A 23,054-nucleotide genomic window follows, 5' to 3' on the forward strand; every position below is an offset into this window, starting at 1 on the left:
GCGGTGGTTTAGGCGTTCTTCTGATAGCGCATCAAAATCGTCGCGACCTGTGCGCGGGTTGCCGAGCCATTCGGGCTGAGGGTTGTCGCACTCGTGCCCGAAATCAGGCCGTTCTTAACCGCCCAATTCATTGCCGGGACAGCGTAGCTCGACACGGTATTTGCATCGGCAAACGCTACAAGGTTTGCGTCCGCGTTACCGGTCTCCTGACCCTTATACTGTGCGTAGCGGTACAGGATTGCTGCCATCTGCTCGCGAGTAACGTTCTGGTTCGGTGCAAACTGGGTTGCGCTCACGCCAGAGACGATACCGTTGGTCTTTGCCCATGCCACAGCCTCGGCGTACCATGCGTTCTGTGCGACGTCGCCGAACGCGGTATCGGCCTTTGCCTGCTCGCCCGACATACGGTAGAGCACGGTGACCAGCATTGCGCGGTTCATATTGGCATTGGGCTCAAAGGTTGTCGCGCTGGTGCCCTGGAACAGGCCGTTTTCAACCGCATAAGTGACCGCCTCAGCGTACCAGTCGGTCGGCTGCACGTCGGTGAACGATACGGTAGGCTTGTTGGTCTCCTCGATCTTCTCAAAGGTAACGACAACCTCATCGGTGGACTTTAAGCCAGTCAGCTTGTTCTCGATGTCCACTTCCTTGCCGTTGACCAAAATCTTTGCGATGCGGTAGCCGTCATCCGGGGTAATGGTGACCGTGCCGTCGCTGTCGGCCTTGACCTTACCGCCCTTGCCGTCGACCGATACCTCCGGGGTGCGATCCTTGTTCGAATCGGTGGTGCTTCCGGCCTCCGGGTGGGATGCGCCCCCCGACGAGCCGCCAGTCGAACCACCGGTGGAGTTATCGCCGCCGGTGCCGTTGTCCGAGCCGTCCTGGTCACGGGTGACCGAGAGCGAGACATCGGCGTACTCGGTGCGGCCAAGCGTGCGGTCGAGTACGACCGCGCCGTTAACCTGCTTGACCTCAGTGCCCGCGGCAACCGACAGGGTGCCCAGTTTGAGCGACCCGTCTACTGCCGTCAGCGGAGTGCGCGACGCTGCGTACAGGGTGACCGTTCCGGCAGAGCCGTCCACCGTCATCGCATGCGTGTCCGCCGTTCCGGCAAACTGGATGTCGGCGGTGTTGGTCACCTGGAAGGTGACCTCCGCCGCATAACGATCGGTGCCCACATCGGTCAGTACCGCCGTGGCACTCGTGCCCTGTTTGTCAAAGGAGATCGACAGCTCCGCCGCGAACGCGGTCATCGGGAGCATCGCGCCCAGGGTCAGCGCGCAGATACTTGTTTTCATCCAACGCTTCATCGCGTCCTCCATTTCTTCACAAAATCCTATATGCTTACTCTAAAATCCTAATTTCTGTTACTCTGCCAGAATGATATTCGGCATGCTCTCATAGCGCGGTACGCTGATGAATACCGTATCACTGGTCATGCGGGGGTCGTGACCCTCAACGTCAACTGCACGCCACATCTGTGCCTTGAACTCGATGATGACCTCGTTGGTTTCACCGTGATTATGCTCATCTACATGGTCCTCATTGACCTTCTTGAAGGCCTCCTGATCCTCAGGGATGAACAGGAAGAAACCGTCGCTGATGGTGCTGACTGCGCCGTCCTCCGGGATCTCGGCAAACAGCAGCGTCTCACCCGAAAGCGTGCGTTCGGATACGGTGGGCGCCGCACTCGAACCCGGCATCATGCTCTGCATCTTGCCAACGATGCGCACGCTGTTGTACAGCGGGTCGCCGCGATAGCTGCCGGTTACGACGATGGTACCAGCCGGAATCTTCTCGGTGCCCTCGGTCGTCTCGTAGGTGTAATCCTGACCCAGCACACCGATGGACGCGCCCTCGGTGAAGGCGATGTTGTCGCCCGGGTAGTCGAGCAGCTGGATGTCCTCCAGTGCAACGTCGGACGGAATGCCCGAAATCGCGATCTGCTTTGCGTCGTACATCCAGATACGGGTATCCTGTACACCCGGCTTGTTGAAGTAAGTCAGGAACGAGTGGGTGGGATCGCTCGACTCGTTGACCGTAAAGCTGCCCATCTTGGCAATCGTCCAGTCGCCCTGTACCTCAACCTGGCCAAGACCTGCCAGCGGTACTGCTTCATTCTCCAGATCAACCACGTCGGTATCTTCGACCTTGTCCTCCGTCGGCTGGGTCGTATCGACCGTCGGCTGCTCGTTCGGCTGCTCGGCTGCCGTGCTGCCTTCCTCGGCTGCCGGCTGGTTGGTCACAGCATCCTCATTCTGTGCACCCTCCGCACCTGCCTCCGGCTGGCTTGCATCCGGCGTAGTCTCCGGAGTAGTCTCGGTGGTTTCGGTCTTGTCCGTTTCGGGAACGATGGTGGTCGCCGGTACGAGAGCGGTCATCGGAATGCTCTCAGTGGGCTGCGTGGTCGGGATCTCATGAACCTTGTCCGATACCAGTACCATCAGGGTACCAGTGCTCGGAACATGGTTGCCGGTGATCTTGATACCGGAGACCGTCAGCAGGCTATCCGGGTCCTTGACCGTAATCAGCACATTGCCGTTCTTCTCGTCGCGGACGATGGTGTATTCGTCCGAAGCGATGGTCTTATCGTAGGAGATGCGTACATCGGACGCATGTGCGTCTGCAACCTCATAACCCAGCTTGTCGATAACGCGCACCGAGTAGCTCAGCGCCATGTTATTGGCTGCACCAACCGAATCGGTGTAGGTCTGGGTCGCGCTGCCGTTGCCCATCAGGAATGCAATCGAAGTGCCATTGCGCAGAATCTCATAGCCCTGTACGCGGTCGGCATCGCCGTGCGCCTCAATGGTCAGCTGCACCTTGGTGTCGTCCTTGATCTCAGCCTTGACCGATGCGGTCATGGATGCCTTGGACTCACCTGCCAGACGGTCGCGGCGCGACTGGTCACTCAGGTACCAGATCTCACGCTCTTCCTCACCGTACGAGGACAGGGTGCTCTTGGTGCTCTCGCTGAGCTCCATACCCCAGCGGGTAAAGAACTCGGTCAGGTTCTTGCCAGTGACCTCGGACGCGATCAGCGCGATGCGGTCATCCTTGGATGCGCCGCTGTGCTCTCCTGCCTTCCACTTTTTGAAGAATTCGTTGAAGAAGTCCAGCGAACCTGCGCCCTTGAGTGCGTTGCCCTCATCGTCGTATGCGAGGTGCAGCTGCCAGTACATGCCAAGCTGTACAAAGACGTTGCCTGCCTGACCGGGCTTGCCCAGTGCAGTCTTGTTGAAGATGTCCGGGTACATGCCCTCCAGACGGGACGGGCCGGTCATGTTTTCGGTGTCCGCGGTCTGTGCAACCAGCGAGTAAATGTTGTTGGTGATCTCGGCGTAGCCGATCTTGTCCATGTTATGACCGATCTCGTGCGCGATGCCCCAGCCGTACAGGCCGTTTACATCGTCAGAGTCGATACCGCCCGCACCGGTCTGACCAAGCGGGTAGCCGGTCACCATGGCACGGGTCTCGTTGTAGTCGATGCCGACATAGCTGCCAGCCGCGAACATGAACGCACCCGAGAACAGACGAGAGAAGCGGATGTTCTGACGGGTCTGCATGGGATACTGGTAGGAATCAAACGCCTGATCGGCAGAGATGATACCCTGGGTCTTGTTTGCCAGGAAGATCAGCTGCTCCCATGCGACGATCGCACGGTAGAGCTGGTTTGTCATATCCTCGGTCGATGCGCTTGCACCACCCAGGCCGGCCAGCACCTGATCGGCCGGCAGAGACAGCAGCACGCTGGGCGTTGCAATCTCGGTCACGTTTCTGGTGTTGGTCTTTCTTGCCGTTTCATTCGGGAAGCTCAGGCTGGAAACATGTGCCTTGAGCGCCTCGACGTAAGGCGTGAGCAGAGCCTTGCGCTCATTCTCGCTCTTGCCGTACCACTGAGACGGCTGTATGTTAAGGTAAGGGATTTGGGTAATTACATTTTTGTTTGCCGAAGTATCGCGCACCTGAATCTTGATGCCGTCGGCGTTCGAGCCGCTGTACTCGATATACAGCGAACCGCCGCGCTCACCCGAACCGCTGTTTCCAATCTGGCTCAGCCAGATGCGGTTGCGGCCGTTGTGCAGTTCGTAGCTCTTGGTGGTTGCGCTGGTCTCGGAATACTGCTGCCACTGGACGAGCTTGATGCTGTCGCCTTCCTGTACGCCCTCAACGTAGAGCGAGATGGACTGGTTAGACAATGCCGACACACCAAGCGGCTGGAGCGCCGAAGCCGTCTGACCAAAATGCTCGTCTGCCGACGCGGTGCGCGAGGTAAAGCCGGTGCGCACGTTCAGCTCGCTGTCCTTCTTTTCGAGCAGCTGCTGTGCGTTGTTCAGCTCGTCGAGCAGAACCTCACGGTTTACATAGTAAGCGTCCGCATCCTTTGCGCGAGCGCGCAGCGCATCAATCTTGTCCTGATCGACACCCTCTGCCAGTGCAGTGTGGCTGTCGTTTGCGAACAGATCCTGAATCCTATTGTCCAGATCGCCGTACTCATAGAACGCGACTTCGGTCAGGCTCAGGTTGCCCGCGCCTGCCCACTGGCTTGCCTCGACGGTCAGCGATTTTACCGTGCTCTTGGGGAACTTTACGATGAAGTAGGTATTGTCTTTGCCCTTTTCAAAGGAGACATTGGTGACACGCTCGCCGTTGATCCACATGTTGAACGAATCAAAGTAGTCGCGGTAACGCTTGCCGGACTTCTCCGGGTCGTTGCGCAGATCGGGCACGTAGATGAGATAGTTCATCTCATATTCCTTGTCAAAGGTAAAGGTGAACGCTCTGCTCTCCGACCAGGTTCGAGCGATCCAGCCGGTGTTATAATTGCCGTCGTAGACCGACTTGGGCAGCTCACCGCGGCTCAGGCCCCAGTGTACATTGCTCGTCGGATAGGTCGCGCTGATAATAACGCTGTTCTCCAGACGGTTGACCGTCGGCAGCTCGGGTCCTTCGATCTCGGACAGCTTGGGCGTGCCCTCTGCGGTCAGCGAGACCGGGCCGTTGCCGTTGCTGTTGACACCGAATACCTGTACCTCGTAGGTCACACCGTTTTCCAGACCGGTGATGACCGCCGAGGACTGGTAAGAGCCCGACAGGAGGGTGAATTCGCCCTCGCCCTTGACGCGGTACTGGACGCGGCTGGAGACCGTATCCTTGCCCGGCTTCCAGTTGACCGTCAGGAACGCATCACCCGGGGTGACCGTGACAGAGTCCGGCTTGTCGGGTACGCTGTTCGGCTGCGGCGTTGCGCTGACGACCTTGGACTTGCCGCCCTCCCAGGTCTGACCGCCTGCGTTGGAGATCGGCGCGACCGCAAAGTAATAGGTCTTGAGGTTTTCCAGATTTCCGACCGTGTAGGTGGTCTGCTCGGTCTCGACCGTGCTGGTCAGCTTGTCCGCGCTCGTGCCGTAGTAGATCTTATATCCGGTGATGTTCGGGAAGGCATCCCAGGTCAGGGTGACCTGCTTGGTGCCTGCCGTCGCCTGAACGTTCTTGACCTGTACGTCTTCAACGACCGGCTCCTCGGGCACGATGTCCTGTACGAACTTGATCTGCTCAACGACAACCGGCTGGTTGTCCTTGACCTCGACCTTAATGGTGATCTTCTTGACCGGTACGCGCTGTCCGAGCGAGATGGTGACCGTCTTGCGGCCGTCATCGCGCAGCTGCATGGCAAGCACGCCGTCCGGGTTGCTGTGATCGAAGGGAACCTCGATGGTATCGCCGCTTACCAGCTCGGCTATGACCGTACCCTTTTCAACCGGGTTGGCCGTCGAGCTGACGATGGAGACCTGCTCCATCTCGACGCCGGTCTCCTGCGCCGACTGTGCCAGCGGAATGGGCAGTTCCAGCTCGCCGCTGCCGCCCTTGGGCACCAGCGTGACCGTCTGGCCGTCGTCGGTGAACAGAGAGGATACGTCGCCCTGCTGAATCTCGACCTTATCGCTGCCAGTGATCGCCTGTGCAACCGAAGCGGTGTCTACGACCTTGGCCGTAATGACCGTGGTGTTGAACAGCTGTGCCTCACCGGTCGCGGCTGATGCCATGGTGACTGCCGCGAGGTCGTAAATGTCGACCTTGCCGTCACCATTTAAGTCGGTCTTGCTGTCGTTGGTGCTCAGCTTGCTCTTGACGATGTCAACGTCGCTCGTGTTGATCGCGTTGTCACCGTTTAAATCGCCCTGGGTGAACGTTGCGTCGCCCGTACCCAGGACAATGCCCTTGGAGTACTGTGACAGCGTGAGTTCGTCGCTCTCGTACGTCTTAAAACCTTCTGCTTCAAATTTCAGATGATAAGCATTCTCATCTTCTTGTGCAGACAGACCACGAATGTTCACGTCGATGTAGTTTACCGTCTGATCGGTGGTGCGCTGCGACACCTTACCCGATGCCGTCGTGCTCTCAGAGAAGGTCAGCGTGCTGTCCTGACTGAGATCGCCGGTCGCAATCGCTTCCTTCCCCTGGAACAGGGTCAGTTTTGCGCCGATTTCCTGTAATTTTTGACTAGAAATCGGATAATCCAGGCGGATTGTTGCCTGAATTTCGCCGGTTGCCTGAGTCGTTCCGACCGCATTTTTCCCTGCGCTGACGCTGCTGACCGCTGCCGCCTGCGGCAGGCTGCCCAGCAGTCCAACGCCCATTGACGCGGCCAGTACGCCTGACAACGCCCGATGATACCATTTCATGATGCTCTCGCTTCCTTTCTTCCCAGCCGTCTGACCGTCTGTACGTGCGGCTCCTTTTTGGTTATATTTTAATTCATTTTTTCGTTTTAACCTCGAATATTGTAACACACACTTTTTCCTTTGTGTACCCCTAAACTTGTTTTTTGTGAAAATTTTTACCAAACGGCAAAAAGCGGTCGGCGCAAGAATGCGCCGACCGTCAAAGTGCCGAAAATCAGGTTGTTCCTTTTTGATGCGGGTGCATGGGGAATCGCAGCGTAACCTTGAACAGGTCACCGTCCACCGACAGCTCGAACCGTCCGCCCATGCATTCGGTCAAACTGCGTGCAATGGACAGACCCAGTCCGCTGCCCTCGGTTGCGCGCGATGCGTCACCCCGGACAAAGCGCTCCATCAGCTCATCGGTGTCGATGTTCAGCGCCTCCCGCGAGATGTTCTTGACCACAATGCTGCTCTGACCGCCCTGCTCGGTCAGATCCAAATAAACACGTGTACCCGGCATGGCGTACTTGACCACGTTGCCCAGCAGATTGTCGAACACACGCCACAGCAGACGGCCATCGGCCGTGATCGTACAGCTTTCGCCGCCGATACGCAGCACGGTCTCGAGCGACTGCGCGGTCAGACGCTCGCTGTACTCGCCCACCGCCTGCCGCAAAAGCTCGGCTGCGTCGGTCGGAGCAAGTTCGACCGTGATGTTTCCCGTCGAAGCCTTGGACGCTTCGATCAGGTCTTCGAGCAGCTTTTTGAGGCGGTTGGACTGGCGCTCGAGCACGTCCGCGTACTCTCTTGCCTCCTTGGGCTGCGGGTCGGTCTTTTTGAGCAGATCGACATAGTTGATAATGGAGGTGAGCGGGGTCTTGATGTCGTGGCTGACGTTGGTGAGCAGCTCGGTCTTGAGGTGTTCACTCTTCATCCGTCGTTCGACCTCCACCGCACAGCCGCTCGAGATGCGGTTGAGCATGTCGGCATTGCGGCGGAACGGTCCGTGCAGATGGGCGGTGTCGATCTTATAGGACAGATCACCCTCGGACAGGTGCTTGGCGCCCTCGATCAGGCGCGACAGCTGGGACAGCACCCACGCCAATCCGACGAGGGAACCGATGGCCAGCAGGGTCACAAATACACCGACCTCAAAGCTGCCCGACGCCACGCCTACAATCCAGAACGCTGCGATGATACAGCCCCCCCACAGCATACCCGTCCACATGATGCTCATGCTCGATGCCATCTTGCACAGACTGCGCCAGATGTATCCGCATACGCTCTTGACCCGGCCCAGTACCCGCTGGATGCCCGAGCCTTCCCACTCGAACGCCCGCGCCTTGTCCGCGACCTGACGCGCAGCGTCCTGCGCCTTCTGCGCAAATCCGTGCACGGTCTCCTTGGCCTTGTCGCCGTCCAGCACCAGCACAAATCCGGTGTCCTTGTCCCGCTCGTCCGGTTTGGCTTCCTGGAACGAAGCGTCTACCGCCTGCTCGATCGATCGCACCATCTGTGCGGTCTTTTGCTCGTGGTACTGCTCGCGCTTGCGCTTGGCAAACAAGTAAATCGGATTGCAGATATAAAAGGTAAGCGTCGTACGCCACAGACGGTGTGCCTTGATGCGCACGGTCAGCGACCGCAGGACGAAGAAGCATACCAGTACGAACGCCCAAATCAGTACCGCGGTCAGGGTCAGCAGAAAATCAATGCCGTACGCCGGGTAGCTGACCATAATCTCTGCCGCATCTACGGTGGTGTAAGCCGGAGCGGTGTACGTATAGTTGAAGCCTTCCCAGATGAGCTGGAACGCACAGTAGGCGACAAGCAGCAGAACACCCAGCAAAATCACCGGCCAGCGGTCGAAAAACCGCAGGCGGATGCCGTCCTGCTCGGTCTCGTTTGCCCGATGACCGGCCGCAAGCAGCAGGTAGAGCCCCAGCAGCACACTCAGCACAGCCGCCGCTGCCGCACCGGGGATCAGTCCCATACTCGTCACGCCATGCACAAACCGATAGCCGGTCAAATATCGACCCAGTGCGTCATCTTCCACCGAGAACGCGCGGTCAAATCCAACGTCAATGCGCGCAGGCTGTCCGTTCGATTGCTCGCAGCTGGTCGAGGAGACCAGGATGCAATTTTCATCGACCCAGTCGCCGCCCAGCGTGGACAGCGTTCCGGTCATCTCCCCGTTGCTGTTTACACTCACCATGCGCACACGCACATTGCTGCGCTGAGGCGCATACTCACTTTTGAGCACGGTCATCTGCTGTTTTTCATAAGCCACATCGCTATTTGAATACCGGTAATAGTCCTTCATATCGGCAATACTCTGGCCGTAATAGCCATTACCGCCCGGGCCGCACATCGCCAGCGTCTGCACATATCCGGTCTCGGTCACGCTCTGGCCGGACAGCGCACCGATCGAAAGTCCGTACACCGTGACGACACCGCCAAAGCTCACCACCAGCAGAGACACGGCTAAGACCAGTGCCGCGAGCAGCTTGACGCCCGCTTGATATCGCTTTTTCACGTTGCTGCGCCTCCCTTCTCAAATTTATAGCCCTGTCCCCAGACCACCTTGACATAGCGCGGTTCGGCTGGGGTAATCTCGATCTTTTCCCGCAGATGACGGATGTGCACGGCGACCGTCGAGTCGTTGCCGTACGCGTCCTCCTTCCACACTGCCGCGTAGATCTGCGCACTGGAAAATACCTGTCCGGGGTTCTGCATGAGCAGCTTCAAAATACTGTACTCGGTCGGGGTCAGCGTCACCGGGTCACCGTCCACGGTCACGCTCTTGCTCTCATCGTCCAGCGTTACGCCGCCGATGGTAATAACCTTGGGTTTTTTCTGCTGCTCGGCTTGCAGCGAACCCAGCATGGTATAGCGTCTGAGCTGCGACTTGACGCGCGCAACCACCTCCATCGGGTTAAAGGGCTTGGTCACGTAGTCGTCCGCACCGATGGTCAAACCCAGCACCTTGTCGGTGTCCTCGCTCTTGGCCGTTAACAGAATGATCGGAATGTTGGTCTTTTCGCGCAGTTTGGCCGTCGCCATAATACCATCCATAACCGGCATCATAATATCCATCAGTGCCAGATGCACGGTGTGTTCGTCCAGAAGATCGAGTGCTTCCTTGCCCGTGTACGCCGGGAGTACCTCATAGCCCTCGGCAGACAGATAAATCTTGAGCGCGGCCACGATATCACGATCGTCGTCGCAGACCAGAATCGTATACATCAAAAAGTCCCCCTTTCGCCCGCCTGTGCGGACTGCTTTCTTTCCTGTCTCTATTCTCTCACAATCTTTTTTAAAATCCTAGAGGGCAAACGATTAAGATTTTTTTAAGACCCTTCCTTTTCCTTCCCTCCGGTAATTGACATGTGCCACACTTTCGAGTACTCTAACAGTAGGGCTTTTCGCCAATGCAAAACAAATCCATTCATTTTTCAGGAGGAATCTCACGATGGAACTCGGTATTAAGGGATATAAGGAACTGACCGTCACCGAAGACCTGCTCGCAAAGAATGTCGGCAGCGGTCTGGTCGCTGTTTACGCCACCCCCATGATGATCGCCGGCATCGAGGGCACCGCTGCCGAAAGCGTTGCTCCCTACCTCGAGGAAGGCCGCACCACAGTCGGCACCCAGATGAACGTCTCCCACGTCGCTGCAACCCCGGCTGGCATGAAGGTACATTTTGAGACCGAACTGGTCGAGATCGCACCCAATGGCAAAATCCTGACCTTTAAGGTTGCCGCTTACGACGAGGCCGGTCTGATCGGTGAGGGTACCCATCAGCGTGCGATTGTCGCAAAGGAGCGCTTTGAGGCCAAGGCACAGAGCAAGCTTGGCTGATTTTCTCCCAATCACCCCCAGTTCTTTCCCCGTCCCATTGACAGACCGCCGCTCTGTTTGGTATAATAATTGGGCTGGAAATCGCCGCCATGGTGGAACTGGTAGACACAAGGGACTTAAAATCCCTCGCTAGAAATAGTGTGCGGGTTCGATTCCCGCTGGCGGCACCACAAAGAAATCCCCGTATCTTTCGATACGGGGATTTTTTTGTCCTTTTGGAAGGGGTTGGAATTTTTTGGGGTGCGACGCACAGCCGCATTTCTAACAAAATTCTAACAAATTGCAGATGGATGGCTTTTACGCCAGCGCTGGGGTATAGCGCTCGGCATAGCGCAGAACGGCACGCGCAGTGTCCAGACCGATCTTCTTGGGATCTCGATTCTTGAGCCACGCGTTGACGTTTGCGTTATTGAGCTGCAAATCCTTGCACATGCGATAGGTCGAAAGACCTTTTTGCTGCTGGATGGCAGTGATCTTGTCCGCCATCAACTGCTTGACGCGATCATCACGCTCGCCCTGCCGCTTGACCGCACAAAAGCTGTTCCACACCTTCTGGTACTCGGGCGGCAAGGTGTCGGATGACCATTTCACATCCTCATTCTTGTTTAACATCTCGTACAGCGCGGTGTACTCGGCGAAAACCGCCTGATTGTCACGGCAGACGTTGAGCAGCGTGTGCAGCTTGCCGCTCTCGACCGCGTACGCAAACAGCGGGGCTTTCAGGCGGGCGTTTTGGGTGGTCATCTCCTCAAACAGCTTGCTCAGACTGAGCGTCCCCGTGAGGGACAGGGACTGTACATACTGGGTTACGAATCCACGGAATGTCAGTTGCCGCACGGGCGGTATCTCCTTTCATACTCGGAAAAATCATACAGAAAATCGCGATAAGACCGGTCACTGAGCACGTTTGCCATCACTTCATCGGGTGCATGGGCGATCTGGTGCAGGTGCTCCCAGTCGAGCTGGGCAATCACGGCTGGCGAAATAATGTCCTCCCGATCCTGCGGCCGAATGGAAAACAGCTTTGCAATCACGATATCTTCCAGAGACGCCGTGTAAAAATCGATCACCTGACCGTCAATCGGCAGTTTTTGCAGACGACTCTCGTAATTGTAGGCAAAGTTGCAGCTGTACGCCTGCACATCACAGTTGATATCATAATCGGCCAGCAGCGACCTGAGCTGCGGCGACACCGCGAGCGCATCAATATCATGGGTACTTCGCGCGATGACCTCCATCAAAATGAGTGCGCCGCCGCCCACGATGACCAGCCGCAGCCGCTGGCTATCAGGCAGTAAAAGCGCTGCCTCCTCGTCCAGATCGCGCAGTCTGCGCATCATATCTTCTTTGAGCATATCCCATTTTCTCTTTTCCATACTATTGTTATTCAAAAATATTATATGTGTTTTGGGCTGTTTTGTCAACCAATCACGTCATTTTGCTTGCGTAAAGCAAAGCACGGTGTTACGCTTAACACACAGGCGATGCTGCCGCTTTGTTCAGAATCATCGCCGTTTACTTGCGCTTGCAGTAGTCGCATCGTTTTTTACAGCGTTTGCCCGGCTGCTCTCCGAAAAATTCGCGGATCATTTGCCAGCGGCAGCGATCTTCGGTCTGTGCGTACGCCTGCAGGGCATGCAGTGCAGCCAGACGCTGTTTGAGTTCCTTGCCGGTCAGGTCCAGCGCGTTCTTGCGAATCAGACGCTCGCAGATGGTAAAGTCATAGCTGTGCCAGAGCAGCACGGCCTTGGACTTCTTACCGTCACGCCCGGCTCGTCCGACCTCCTGGGTGTAATCGTCCAGCCCGATCAGCGGGGCGTGATGAATGACCAGCCGGATGTCCGGAATGTTGACGCCGAGTCCAAAGGCGTTCGTGCACACCATAATACGCTGCTTGCCGTTCTGGAAATCTTGCAGGATTTCCATTTTATTCTTGCGCTTACCATGATAGCACGCGACCGAGAAACCGCTCTTTTTGAGGAACTTATACAGCTTTTCGACCCGCTTGACCGTGTTGCTGTAAATTACAACGCGCCCGGTTTTACACTTACGAAGAAGGGCAACGATCTCCTCTCGCTTACGCTGCTCAATGACCTCGGCATCCTTGCGGCCTCCCAGACCTTGTCCGACCTCGATCACGCGAAGCAAAATATTGTCTCGGGTAACGCCGATCCGATGGATGTACGGAGCTCGCAGGGCAAGCTTAACAGCGATTTCATCGGCAGTTTCCATGGTGGCAGTCGCGGTAAATGCCGCCACCACCGGACGCTCCGGCAGACCGGCAACGAAGTCCTTGATCCTCAAATAGTCCTCACGGAAGCCGCTTCCCTGCTTGACGATGCAATGTGCCTCGTCCACCATAACACCGGCAATTTTGCATTCTTTAATTGTTTGTTTTAACTCTACATTTTGCAACATCTCGGGCGTAACATACAGCAGCCGCAGCTGACCGGACGCGATCTGTTCCAGCACCTGCTGCTTGTCCGCAGGCGGTAGCAGGCCGTTGATGGTCGCCGCCGCAATTCCGCGCTCGTGCATCTGACGCACCTGGTCAAGCTCCAGCGCCAGATGTGGCTCCACCACGATGACGAGCTGCTCGCGCTGCAGCGCCAATGCCTGAAAAATAACCGACTTACCCGCCGAGGTCGGCGCGATGCACAGCGCATCGGTACCAGCCAGCAGCTGCTCCAGCACGGCCTCCTGAAATGGACGCAGGCTTTCAATCCCCAACTGTTCCAAGATTTTTGTCTGCAACATAACATGCTCCCTTCTTCATGTAGATACCGGCAGCCGGCATGTAAAACCGGCTGCACGCGTTCACAACGTCACAACGCAAAAAAATTAAAAAATACAGGAAAATATGTGTTTTTACAAACTTTTGCAGATCACAAATCACATGTTTCCGTCATATGTTCTTCGGTTTTTTCCCATATGCACACGGGAAAAAGCACGTGTGCCGTGGATTTTCCGTTTTGGCCGCGCACGTTCTGGCTCATTTTTTCCAACAGGCCGAGCGTCTTGATATGAGTGCGGAACACTTCAGAATCCGCCCTACGCAGCCCCAGTCGAGACTCTAGGAAACGTGGAAAACTATCCTTAAGCTCGAAGGCAATACATGGCTCTTCCATCTTCCCCTTGTACCAAAACGCGAGGCTTCCTGCTCCCATCTCCTTTGCCGAAGGAGCGACAACATCATCCCAACACGCCCGATCTCGGAGAAGCTGGACTGCCCGATCGAAGCGTTCGAGCTGCTCGGTCTGCTGCATCTCGTGCTGCGCAAATAAACCGTTCGCCCAGTGTGAAAATGGCCTTTTGGTCTCGCTTCCGACAATCTCATCAATTGCTGCGCATGCGCTTAAAATATATACTTTTTCATACCTTTCAACTCCAACCGTGCGGTTGGTCATCTGCCACGCTAAGCATCTTACAAACCGCTCGCGCTGCGCAACGATCACCTTGGCAACATCGCGCAGGACTGCAAGATCTCCGCTGCCCGGCGCCTCAAACGCCGGCCAGTCCAGTGTGAAGCACAGACTGTCAGGCGGGAGGGTGCTGCCGATAAGAATCGGCAGCGTCCCAAGTGGGTAGTCACTGTGCCCGTAGGTGGCATCCCCCCGTGCCTGCTGCATCAGCAACGATAAAATCCTCTGCACTTTGTCGCGTTCAACCCGCACCAGCAGCGGTATGTGCGAGATTTTGCGCAGGATTTCGATCGCCTGTGTGTCCTGCACCTCGAATTCGGTCTGCCACAGCGTCATGCAAATTTTGACCTCCGTAAAATTCAAATCGCGCATCAGCGCCCGCAGGGTTTGCAGCTGCAGCGACTCTGCCGCTTCGTTGTCGCTGAGACGCAGAGCAGGGTAGTAAAGAGGCTTGATCCCCGCGGGGAACTCCGACATGACCGTCGTCAAGATGGCGTGTACCGCACAGAACACGACCGGCACTGGCAGGCGTTCGATTGCATCTAGATCTTTTAGAGTCGTTTCCTGTTGTGCTGCACCTGAACAAACTCTTCTAAGTCGGCGATCGACCCAGATCGTACCAGAAAATAGGCCATGCCCGACAATGTCCAAAACATGATGCACCATTCTCTTTTCGCTTTCATTCAAATCGATGCCTTCAAAATCATACTGAGCCTTGGCTTCGACTCGGTTAATCGACAATAAAATATACTTTTTGCGCGAAAACACGGTAACCCGATAGCGAATAACCCGGCCTTCCACTGCAATATTAAGCATCGGCGCGGGCAAGGGAATCCATTCGAATTGCACATTTGATTTATCTCGCACACAACTGTTTTTAACTTTCATACCTGATTTTTTCAATTTCTTCACGATTTCCTTGCGAAAATCCATGATTGCATCCCACATTTCTTCGCATATCTGCGTGTTTTTAAAAACGCGCGTGATGCCTCTGGGGCGTTCAAACAGAAATGACTCCTTTTCAAGACACGCATCGAGTAACGCAATGATCGCATTCGTATATTGTGCTTCTGTCTTATTCATAATCTACTCCTTTTTCTTCGTTTGTATTTTTTAACAGCACCTCTCCCAGCAGGTCGAGGGCATGCTGTTTGCTCTTGCCGTCAACGTGCGCGTAGCGCGTCGTTGTCATGTAGGTGGCGTGACCCAGATACGCCTGAATTTCGCGTAAACTGCAGCCATTTTGCAGCAAAATCGTTGCGCAGGTGTGCCGCAAATCGTGAAAACGCAGCTTTGGCAGCGTGCTTGCGGCCATTTTATGCCGAAAATGGTCGGTCACATAATTCGGCCACAACAGCACACCATTTTGGTCGATAAACACATACGCCGCATCGGTATCGCTGTATCCTTCATCCGCTGCCCGTCGGGCTTCGGCTGCGGCTTTACGCGCCAGCAGACGCTCGCGCATCGCGTCCGACAGCGGAAAACTTCTCCGCGATGCCTCTGTCTTGAGGTCGTTGCTCCGGATCAGCTGCCAAACACCGTCGACCTTGACCTGCACGACTTTGTGGCGCACGTGGAAGACCTGTCGATCGAAGTCGATATCGGACCATCGGAGCCCCAGAATCTCGCTGCGACGCAACCCGTATAAGACCGCGATCTGGACAACGTCTTCGAGCGGGTCTCCGCGGAACAGATCGAACAATGCACCGACCTCATCGATCGTGTATGTATTCGCCTCAAAAGTTTCGTTTTTCGGCGCTTTCACGCATTTTACCGGGTTCAATATTGGGGCTCCGTTGCGGATCTCATCGTTGAAAACCGACTTGAGCAGTGTGAGATGATGCCGCACGGTGTTTGCGGACAGCCCTTCTTTGATAAGGAAGTCGACATACCCTTCAATCACCGCCGGCGACACGGCATTGGTCACCAAGTTAAGCCGGGCAAAGTACGGCCGCAGTCTCACTAGAATCCGTTCGTACCCCTCGATGGTGGTCGGTGCAAGTTCCAGTCGCTTGCGGCGCAGCCACCGGTCGATCAGCGCAACGAACAAAATCTCTCCGACATCAGCCACCGCCCAGCCCGCTCGCCGCTGCTGCTCGTCCAGCTGCTCCTGCAGCTCGATGAGCTTGGAGTCGAGCATCTGCTTTGCCTTGCGCTTGTTTCCGGTGACGGGTAAGCCGGTCGAAATCCATTTCTGCCTGTACTGCCCGATAGGTGTCGGTATGCGTGCAACGATGTAAAATCGTCCATTCTTCTCCTGCAAAGTAGCAGAAATTCGTTTTTCCTTCATATTTTCACAACCTTTCTACGGTCTTATTATATCGACCACACACTGCTTCCACAGTGCAGCAAACACCCATTTCGGCTACAATTTCAAAAAGGAGGCCACGCCATGTTTTACATCTCTGACGCAACAAAAAAGCCGACCCTTAATCAGGAGTCGGCATCCGTCCCATTTTTACTTGAATTTGAACCCGCACATGGTCTGCGCTATATTCTGCGCCAGTTCGACACGTTTTACACCATTTGCTCGGATTTAGAGCTGCCTACCAACAATGCTATCACCTTTTTTGAGACACTTTCCAAGCGTTTAAAGGGCCTGTCCAAACCCTCCCAGCAAGAATGCTACCAGTATTCGCAGCTACTCTTCCTCCATTTCTGCTATCGCCAGTACCTGTTCCCCTTTCCCTCCCTGTGCCAGTCGGACACGGTGCACAGGGAAGTGCGCCGTTTGCTGGAAACACCCGATCAGCAAACCCTGCATGCCGAGCTGGAACACTCCTGCCTCAAACAGACGCTGTCCCAAGCCATCCAGCGGCAGGATTTGGACGTCTTCCAGCTCTATTCAGAGCGCTGGCAGCAGCAATCACTGAACGAACAATGTGACAAACTGCTTGCCAAACTCAAACCACTTCAAGCTACCGCATTGGAGCCCCACCCTTTGAACTTTGAACAGGCGAAAGCCCTGCTCAATTTCTTCACCGCGTACTTCATGGGCACCAAACGCCTAACCTCAACAGCCCTGAGATACAATAAATATGGAAGCATTGGCCAGTGCATGCTGAGATTTGACTTTCTTACTGCGCTCCATAAACTTGCATGCAAAGCGGAGCATGTAGATGATATGACGGACGCACAGATCATTGATCTGGTGACACAACTGCAAGACCTCCTCAGTAAAAACCGCGAATGTGTTCCGGTCGACAGCATACTCAACGAGTTCTGCGAGGTGTCTGAAGATTTGCAATCTGACAAGAATGGCACTCCTTCGTACCTGAGCGAGCGCATGGGTAACTTAAAAGCCAGAATATATCTGTTGCTTTCCTCCTGCGCTTCACAAAAACCGCTTCCCCACAAGGACTTTACAAAGCTGCTCTCTCGCAAGGATTATAACAAGCTGCGTCCAACACTGAAGCAGCTCTTATCTGCCTATCAGGAGGATCCCTTATATCAGTTCTTCCTGAAGGTGCAGCTGTTTCTGGAGTCATCTCCGGATTTGCAGACCATCGCACCAGCTTATATCTGGCGTGTGTTCAACAAAAACCAAGAGCGCATCTTCCGGCTCTGTCACGGCATATTCAAAAAAGGAGATACAAACATTCTGGATCCTTACACCGTACTTTCAGCGACCGAAGACGATGTTTTGAGCGAAGAAGCAACCTCGAAGGAATACTTTCAGCATGATATTTTGCTGTACAACGGTCTGGGAGCGTACTTCCAGCAGCAGAATACCTTCTACAACGCGGCATTGACTCAACATTTCTTTCAGCGTCTTTCACGCACAAACATTGACACCTTAAGTAATCGGAGTGTATTCGATGCCATCTCCGAGCCACTCGAAAACCCCAAACCGATCTATCGTATTCTGACGCTGCTCCATCAAGCCGCCCAGTCCATGGCGGATGAGCGAACCATCACAGTTTTTCTCAATCAGCTGTTCTCGGATCATATGCCAGCGTCCCAGACGCCGCCTTCCGGCAAAGTCTGTACCAGAATTCGGAAGATGAATCAAAAACAGCTGACCGCCATTGCGGAAGCGATCTTCTCCGCCGATCAGTCCGGCACACTCGAGGCACGCAGACAGTCTCTCTGCCAGACTTTGGATACTTGGTTCGCCCAAGATGACTTGCTCCATGCATTTGTGTCGCAATCTTTCGCATGCAGACAGCAAACCGAGCGCTTTGCCCTCCAGACATTTCTGGAAAAATACGCGCACGAGCTGTCGCGCACATTGCTGTCGGCTTACTTCCCGCTGTTTTACACCGCCGAACACGCTCAGGTTCTGAACCAAGTATGGGCGCGCACCTTCTGTGAGCAGCCTGTCGATCAGCGCAAAAAACAAACCCTCGACCGTGGTTCCATCGGTATGTTTGCGGCCAAATCCCGCCTGTTTTTCGCCATAAATCCAGATCTGGGACATCCTCCGCTCAACCATCCTATATTTAAAACTGCGGCTGGTCTTATCATACTCGGCGCAAACGAAGATCATCTTGCACGCTGTCATCATTGCTTTCCAGACGCCCCCTTATTTCCTGAACACATTCTCGACACCTCCTACGATTGGCTGGCCGAGTTTTATCAATCGGTGCTTCCATACGGTGTGTCTGGCCTTGTCCTGACGCTCTTTGCCGATCTGTTTTCTCAGCACTGGCACGGCACTTCTGATCAAAAGCTAAAGTGCTTCCTCAAGGAGGTGCAACCCTGCCTTAACTTCGTGAGTGATCTGCACCAAAAAATCGGTCAGCACACCCCGATTATCATCAAAATCGTCTCTCGTTGTACTAATTCTCCGCAAACCCAAGATATGCTGCGCGTATTGTGCCGTTGGCTCTGGGAAGATCATGCTGTCGATGCTCTAATACTGGACTTAAATCTGGGCAGCGATTACATCATTAACGAGCTGTGTAATTCGCTCCCGATTCCTGTCTTGCTGCAAAAGCAGTCTGCGTACATCCCAACTTCCATGGAAATGCCGATATGGGGACTGAGCCTTTCCCCATATCCGCTCTTTTAACCCGTCATCCGACTGCCGTCAGCGCGTTCTGCATGATCCGGAACACATTGGCGTTGTTGTCCGGATTGAGGTGGGCATACCGCAGTGTTGTCTGGATGCTCGCATGTCCGAGGTATGCCTGCACTTCGGTCAACTCACATCCCCGATCAGCAAGTGCGGTCGCACAGAGATGGCGCAAATCATGGAACCGGATTTTGGGCAGACCATTCTGCTGTAAAAAATGACAAAAACGCCTAGACAAGCCATCCGGGCGCATCGGTCTTCCATTTTTCGCGATAAAAATCGCGCCGTTCCCCTCCCCTGCCTGCTCTTCTCGTACACGCATCAGGGTTCGGGTCTGCGGATGCAGCGGGAACGTCCTACGGCTTGCTTGGGTTTTCATGGTCTCGGTCTGGATGACGCGCGAGCTGCCATCTGTGTCATAAGTCAACACCGCGTTTCTTCTTATATATAATAAGGAGTCGTCCCAGTTGATGTCTTCCCAACGCAAGCCGCAAATCTCACCGCATCGCAGCCCGTATACCATCGCCAGATGCACCGGCAGTTCAAGTGGATGTCCTTTCAGGCCGTACAGCAATTTCCGCTGTGTGTCCTCGTCCCATCCGCCCCACTGCCGGGCGCTCTCCTGCGGAACCGGCACCCTTTTCGCCGGATTATGCGCCAGATATCCACGCGCACAGGCATCCTCCAGTACCGCCCGCAGCACAACGCCGTGCAGTCGGATGGTACTGGGCGCCTTGTGCTCGTATGCCAGCAACTCCAGATACCTTTGGATATGATTGGCCTTCAATTCCCGCAATTCCGCAGCAGTTTCATCCAGATACTGCCCCGCTTTTCGTAAAATGCGCTCATACAGCCGGAGACTGCGCTCACAGAGTGCATACTTCCTCGTTTCCAGCCACTGCGCAAAGTAGCAGGAGGGCGGCGCACTCAACAAGCCTGCATCACCGCCCCACTGGGTAATCTGCTCGGCACGCTTGGCATCCTCAAGCAGCCTGCGCAGCTTTTCGCGCAGTACCCGCTCAGCCAGATAGCGCGGTTCACCAATCCGGATTCCAGTGCGAATCCAGCGCAGTTTACGTCCCTTGCCAAAGCGTTCGGCGAGCACGATGTGATAGTATCCCGCCTTGCGGACCAAGTATCCTGTACATTTTTGTGTCATGGACAACCACCTTCCTTGTCCCTACATCTTATCGATTTTCACGGATTGCAACGAGGCAGTTGTCCCTGCTTTTCACTACATTTTCCGCATCACCTCCCTTTGTAATCGAATGCGCAAGGTTTATTCGTCCTCGTCTTCCAGCAAGTCAATGATCTCACCGATCACGACCAGAATGGTCCCCAGACCCATAGGCTCATCTCCTCTCCTTATTAATAGTAAGCGCAAAGCAACTCGGCCGCGGCTTCGTGCAGCAGCGCCGGATTGTACAGCAGCTCCTCGATCTCGCACGGATCGTACCCCAGATCGAGCAGCGCCAGTACCTCGTCTTCGGACACGCCCATGGACTTCGCAGTCTGGATCAGCAGGTCGGTCTGCCCGTCTATCGCCTCCGGCGCGTCCACTTCATCGAACCACGAAAGCATCCGAAACCGAGGATTGCGCCAAAAGTGCTCCAAACTGTGATTTGGATTGAAATGCCCCAAACTGCACTGGCCGGCTCGATCAATCTTCAAAATGTCACCCTCCTCAGTGTGGACTGCCTCCCGGTGGTGCAGGCGCAGCTTGCGCATCGCCCGCCGCAGAATTTCTTCGGTCGAGGCGTACAGGTAAAAGTCGCCGAAATCAAAGATCGCGAGCGGGTTATCGCCACGAACAAAATACAGGTTGTCGTCCCGGTCAAGCACCGTAAAGACAAAAGAACCCTGGATTTTCTCCGCCATCGTGCTGATGGCCGTGAAGTCCAGGGTTTTCTGTTGTTCGAGCAGCTGTACAGCGACATAGCTGTCGGTCTGAATCCGGGTATCCGGCAGATTTTCGGTCTGTCGGAGCTCTCTGTCGTTCCACAATACTCCATTATGTGCCAGTGCAAAAGTTCCGGTCGACCAAGGGTGATTGTTGAAGTTGTCTGCCGGTTTGCCTTGTGTGGCAAGTCGGGTATGTCCCATGACGACAGGAACCCCATTGGGTACGTGAAACTTGAGCTTATGCGCGGCGAGCGGGCGCTTGAACACCTTGATGCTGCCGCCAAAGTTGTAGGCGATGCCGGTCGCATCAGTGCCGCGCACTTCGCATTCTTTGCCAAGCACCTGTAAGATGTGGTTCTTTTGCCGTGTTGTCAGGGCATTTTGATAGTCAATCAGTCCAAATAGGCTGCACATCATTCGTCCTCCTCGTACATAACAGGGTCATTTTTGTAGAGATTTCGCTCCTTTAGATACTGAATGAGCTCCGGCTCGTGAATCCGGTCAAGAAAGCCGTGCCAAGGCAGCTCCTGCAACTCTTCGTCGGACAACAAAATTGCCACGTCGCAGATGGCGTTTACCAACTGCAGCGTGGCGATCAGGGTGTTGTATTTCAGGGTGCCTCGGAAAATCCGAATCTCAACAGTGTCCTCGTTTGTCAGATTGACCGCGGTATAGCGCCCCGCGCGGGAGTCTTTTGCCGACTCCATCACAGCTTTCGGCGATAATTTCATGCCGTACCGTGCTGCCCAGCGGTTGATCTGGCGTTCCGTACGTCGGGAAAATCGCAGGAGTTCAGTCCAGAACTTTTCGACAAAGTACAGAAGCCGGGCAATGGACAATTCCTGTTCCTGCTCGGTTTCGCCGAAAGCGACGCGGGAGATGTGGACATGTAGTCCGCAGGTTGTTGTGCGGTGGCTGAGATATCCGAGTTCGACCGCCTTACGCAGGACATTTTTCCACGGCATCTGCTCTGTGTGGTACTGCAAGGTCATGGGATGCGTGACCAGCTCCATGCCGCAGTCGAGTGAGCCGTCGCTTTTAATGTACAAATTCTGCGCGTCCTCGTTGGCAACGTTCAGGATTTCACCGGCATTCTTGCGGCTTTTGCCGTTGCCGTCGATCTCCAGCTCAACGCCGAAGAAGCGTTCATTGTCGCGCTCGCCATGGAAAACCAGCCGCGGTGTGTAGCTGTAATCGTGGATCGTCGCCTGCTGCAAACGAGCTTGCAGGCAGTCATAACATAGCGGCTCATCCTCGTCATCGTCCTCATAGTAGGCATCGCTGTACGAAATGACGCGCCCGCAGCGCTCACAGTGGGTATAATGTCGCTCATAGCAACGCTCACACAGGGTGATGTTCTCATCTCCTTGATCGTCCGAGAGGAACAGCCGCTCTCCGCAGCAATCACAGACTGTCGTGTACATATCCACGCAGTCCGGGCACAAAATCGTGTCTGCAACCATCGTACAGGCATCCGCCGGAACCCGTTCGCCGCATCGCTCACAGATATAAGTCGTCTCTTCCATTTTCAAAGCCTCCTTTAGTATTCGTCTGCTAGTAACATGGTGATGTGATCGGGATCTTCGATGATGTACACCTTGGCATCAACAGGCTGCTCGTCCGGAATCGCGACAACGTGCTTGTACTCCGGCTGTTCCTGAGCATGCTCAATGCGCTGGCGGTCACCATTACAGGATAAGCGGAAGATTTGCAGATAATCCCGCTCGGGCACTTCCATGCTGTCGCGCATGTACCACAAGAGCGTTTGCAACCAAGGTGGAATGGTGGCCTGGATGCCGCGGGTGATATAACAGGGTTTCATTGGGATCAGCTCCTTATAGAAAAGTAAAAGCCGAAGGATTTCTCCTTCGGCTTCACTTTTATAATATGTATGCGGAGTTTCAGCAGCTTCATTTATGAAACAATACACGAAAAATACTGCATGGCTTCGACTTTTCCTGTAAAACGGGTATAATAAGTTCATATTTATGAGAATAGGAGGAATCGTCATGCAGGGTAAAACAGATTGTTTGTCAGACTTTGCCATGCATCTTCGAGCGGAAGAGCGCAGCGCGGGTACGATTGAGAAATATTTGCGCGATGTGCGCAAATTTTTTTGCTGGTTGGCAGATAAATCTTTGGAAAAGGCACAGGTTTCTGCGTGGAGAGCACAGCTGCTCTCC

At 54.9% G+C, this 23,054-nt stretch carries 16 protein-coding genes and 1 tRNA gene; 4 read left to right on the plus strand and 13 right to left on the minus strand.

Translation table 11 applies throughout. From position 1 onward, the window contains the following. Positions 1 to 8: 8 nt before the first annotated feature. The 4 genes from B5F17_RS11250 to B5F17_RS11265 form a co-directional block, all read right to left on the minus strand. Positions 9 to 1,310: an S-layer homology domain-containing protein gene (locus tag B5F17_RS11250; RefSeq protein WP_162608162.1), complete on the minus strand. Its 1,302-nt coding sequence runs from the start codon at positions 1,308 to 1,310 to the stop codon at positions 9 to 11. Positions 1,311 to 1,367: 57 nt separating this feature from the next. Further along, entirely contained in the window at positions 1,368 to 6,686 is a 5,319-nt protein-coding gene (locus B5F17_RS11255) for a M60 family metallopeptidase (RefSeq protein WP_087373916.1), read from the minus strand. A 214-nt stretch (positions 6,687 to 6,900) separates the two neighbouring features. Further along, positions 6,901 to 9,201, minus strand: coding sequence for a HAMP domain-containing sensor histidine kinase (locus B5F17_RS11260; RefSeq protein ID WP_087373917.1), 2,301 nt, complete (start codon positions 9,199 to 9,201; stop codon positions 6,901 to 6,903). Beyond that, positions 9,198 to 9,911 (minus strand): response regulator transcription factor, encoded by a 714-nt coding sequence (locus B5F17_RS11265; protein WP_016149147.1) that lies wholly within the window; start codon positions 9,909 to 9,911, stop codon positions 9,198 to 9,200. The genes B5F17_RS11260 and B5F17_RS11265 overlap by 4 nt, the downstream gene beginning before the upstream one ends. Before the next feature lie 226 nt (positions 9,912 to 10,137). On the opposite strand from B5F17_RS11265, the gene B5F17_RS11270 reads away from it, so the two are divergent. Both B5F17_RS11270 and B5F17_RS11275 read left to right on the plus strand, forming a co-directional pair. Then, positions 10,138 to 10,527: a thioesterase family protein gene (locus B5F17_RS11270; RefSeq protein WP_016149146.1), complete on the plus strand. Its 390-nt coding sequence runs from the start codon at positions 10,138 to 10,140 to the stop codon at positions 10,525 to 10,527. An 83-nt stretch (positions 10,528 to 10,610) separates the two neighbouring features. Next, a tRNA-Leu gene (locus tag B5F17_RS11275) sits at positions 10,611 to 10,697 on the plus strand. Between the two features lie 127 nt (positions 10,698 to 10,824). Here the strand turns inward: B5F17_RS11275 and B5F17_RS11280 are convergent. The 5 genes from B5F17_RS11280 to B5F17_RS11300 all read right to left on the minus strand — a co-directional run bounded on the left by B5F17_RS11280 (position 10,825) and on the right by B5F17_RS11300 (position 16,242). Beyond that, a complete protein-coding gene (locus tag B5F17_RS11280; RefSeq protein ID WP_087373918.1) occupies positions 10,825 to 11,364 on the minus strand; it encodes a hypothetical protein in 540 nt (179 codons plus the stop codon). Further along, positions 11,352 to 11,903 (minus strand): DUF6036 family nucleotidyltransferase, encoded by a 552-nt coding sequence (locus B5F17_RS11285; protein ID WP_087373919.1) that lies wholly within the window; start codon positions 11,901 to 11,903, stop codon positions 11,352 to 11,354. Before B5F17_RS11285 ends, B5F17_RS11280 begins: the two co-directional genes overlap by 13 nt. A 139-nt stretch (positions 11,904 to 12,042) precedes the next feature. Beyond that, entirely contained in the window at positions 12,043 to 13,284 is a 1,242-nt protein-coding gene (locus tag B5F17_RS11290) for a RecQ family ATP-dependent DNA helicase (protein ID WP_087373922.1), read from the minus strand. 128 nt (positions 13,285 to 13,412) lie between these two features. Further along, on the minus strand, positions 13,413 to 15,032 hold the full coding sequence (locus tag B5F17_RS11295; protein ID WP_087373924.1) for a hypothetical protein: 1,620 nt from the start codon (positions 15,030 to 15,032) through the stop codon (positions 13,413 to 13,415). Further along, complete coding sequence (locus B5F17_RS11300) at positions 15,025 to 16,242, minus strand: tyrosine-type recombinase/integrase (RefSeq protein ID WP_087373927.1); 1,218 nt, start codon at positions 16,240 to 16,242, stop codon at positions 15,025 to 15,027. The genes B5F17_RS11295 and B5F17_RS11300 overlap by 8 nt, the downstream gene beginning before the upstream one ends. 102 nt (positions 16,243 to 16,344) lie before the next feature. On the opposite strand from B5F17_RS11300, the gene B5F17_RS11305 reads away from it, so the two are divergent. Continuing rightward, a complete protein-coding gene (locus B5F17_RS11305; RefSeq protein WP_087373929.1) occupies positions 16,345 to 18,966 on the plus strand; it encodes a hypothetical protein in 2,622 nt (873 codons plus the stop codon). A 4-nt stretch (positions 18,967 to 18,970) separates the two neighbouring features. On the opposite strand, the gene B5F17_RS11310 is transcribed toward B5F17_RS11305, so the two are convergent. From B5F17_RS11310 to B5F17_RS11325, 4 genes are all read right to left on the minus strand, one after another. Next, complete coding sequence (locus B5F17_RS11310; protein ID WP_087373930.1) at positions 18,971 to 20,128, minus strand: site-specific integrase; 1,158 nt, start codon at positions 20,126 to 20,128, stop codon at positions 18,971 to 18,973. A 209-nt stretch (positions 20,129 to 20,337) separates the two neighbouring features. Next, complete coding sequence (locus B5F17_RS11315; RefSeq protein WP_242968747.1) at positions 20,338 to 21,288, minus strand: glutamine--fructose-6-phosphate aminotransferase; 951 nt, start codon at positions 21,286 to 21,288, stop codon at positions 20,338 to 20,340. After that, entirely contained in the window at positions 21,285 to 22,397 is a 1,113-nt protein-coding gene (locus B5F17_RS11320) for an amidoligase family protein (RefSeq protein ID WP_087373933.1), read from the minus strand. The genes B5F17_RS11315 and B5F17_RS11320 overlap by 4 nt, the downstream gene beginning before the upstream one ends. 14 nt (positions 22,398 to 22,411) lie before the next feature. Beyond that, on the minus strand, positions 22,412 to 22,693 hold the full coding sequence (locus tag B5F17_RS11325) for a DUF960 family protein (RefSeq protein WP_087373935.1): 282 nt from the start codon (positions 22,691 to 22,693) through the stop codon (positions 22,412 to 22,414). 223 nt (positions 22,694 to 22,916) lie between these two features. Between B5F17_RS11325 and B5F17_RS11330 the strand changes: the two genes are divergently transcribed. After that, the coding region (locus B5F17_RS11330) for a site-specific integrase (RefSeq protein ID WP_242968750.1) at positions 22,917 to 23,054 on the plus strand (138 nt) is incomplete at its 3' end.

Source organism: Butyricicoccus pullicaecorum (genome assembly GCF_002160355.1).
GTDB lineage: Bacteria > Bacillota > Clostridia > Oscillospirales > Butyricicoccaceae > Butyricicoccus > Butyricicoccus pullicaecorum.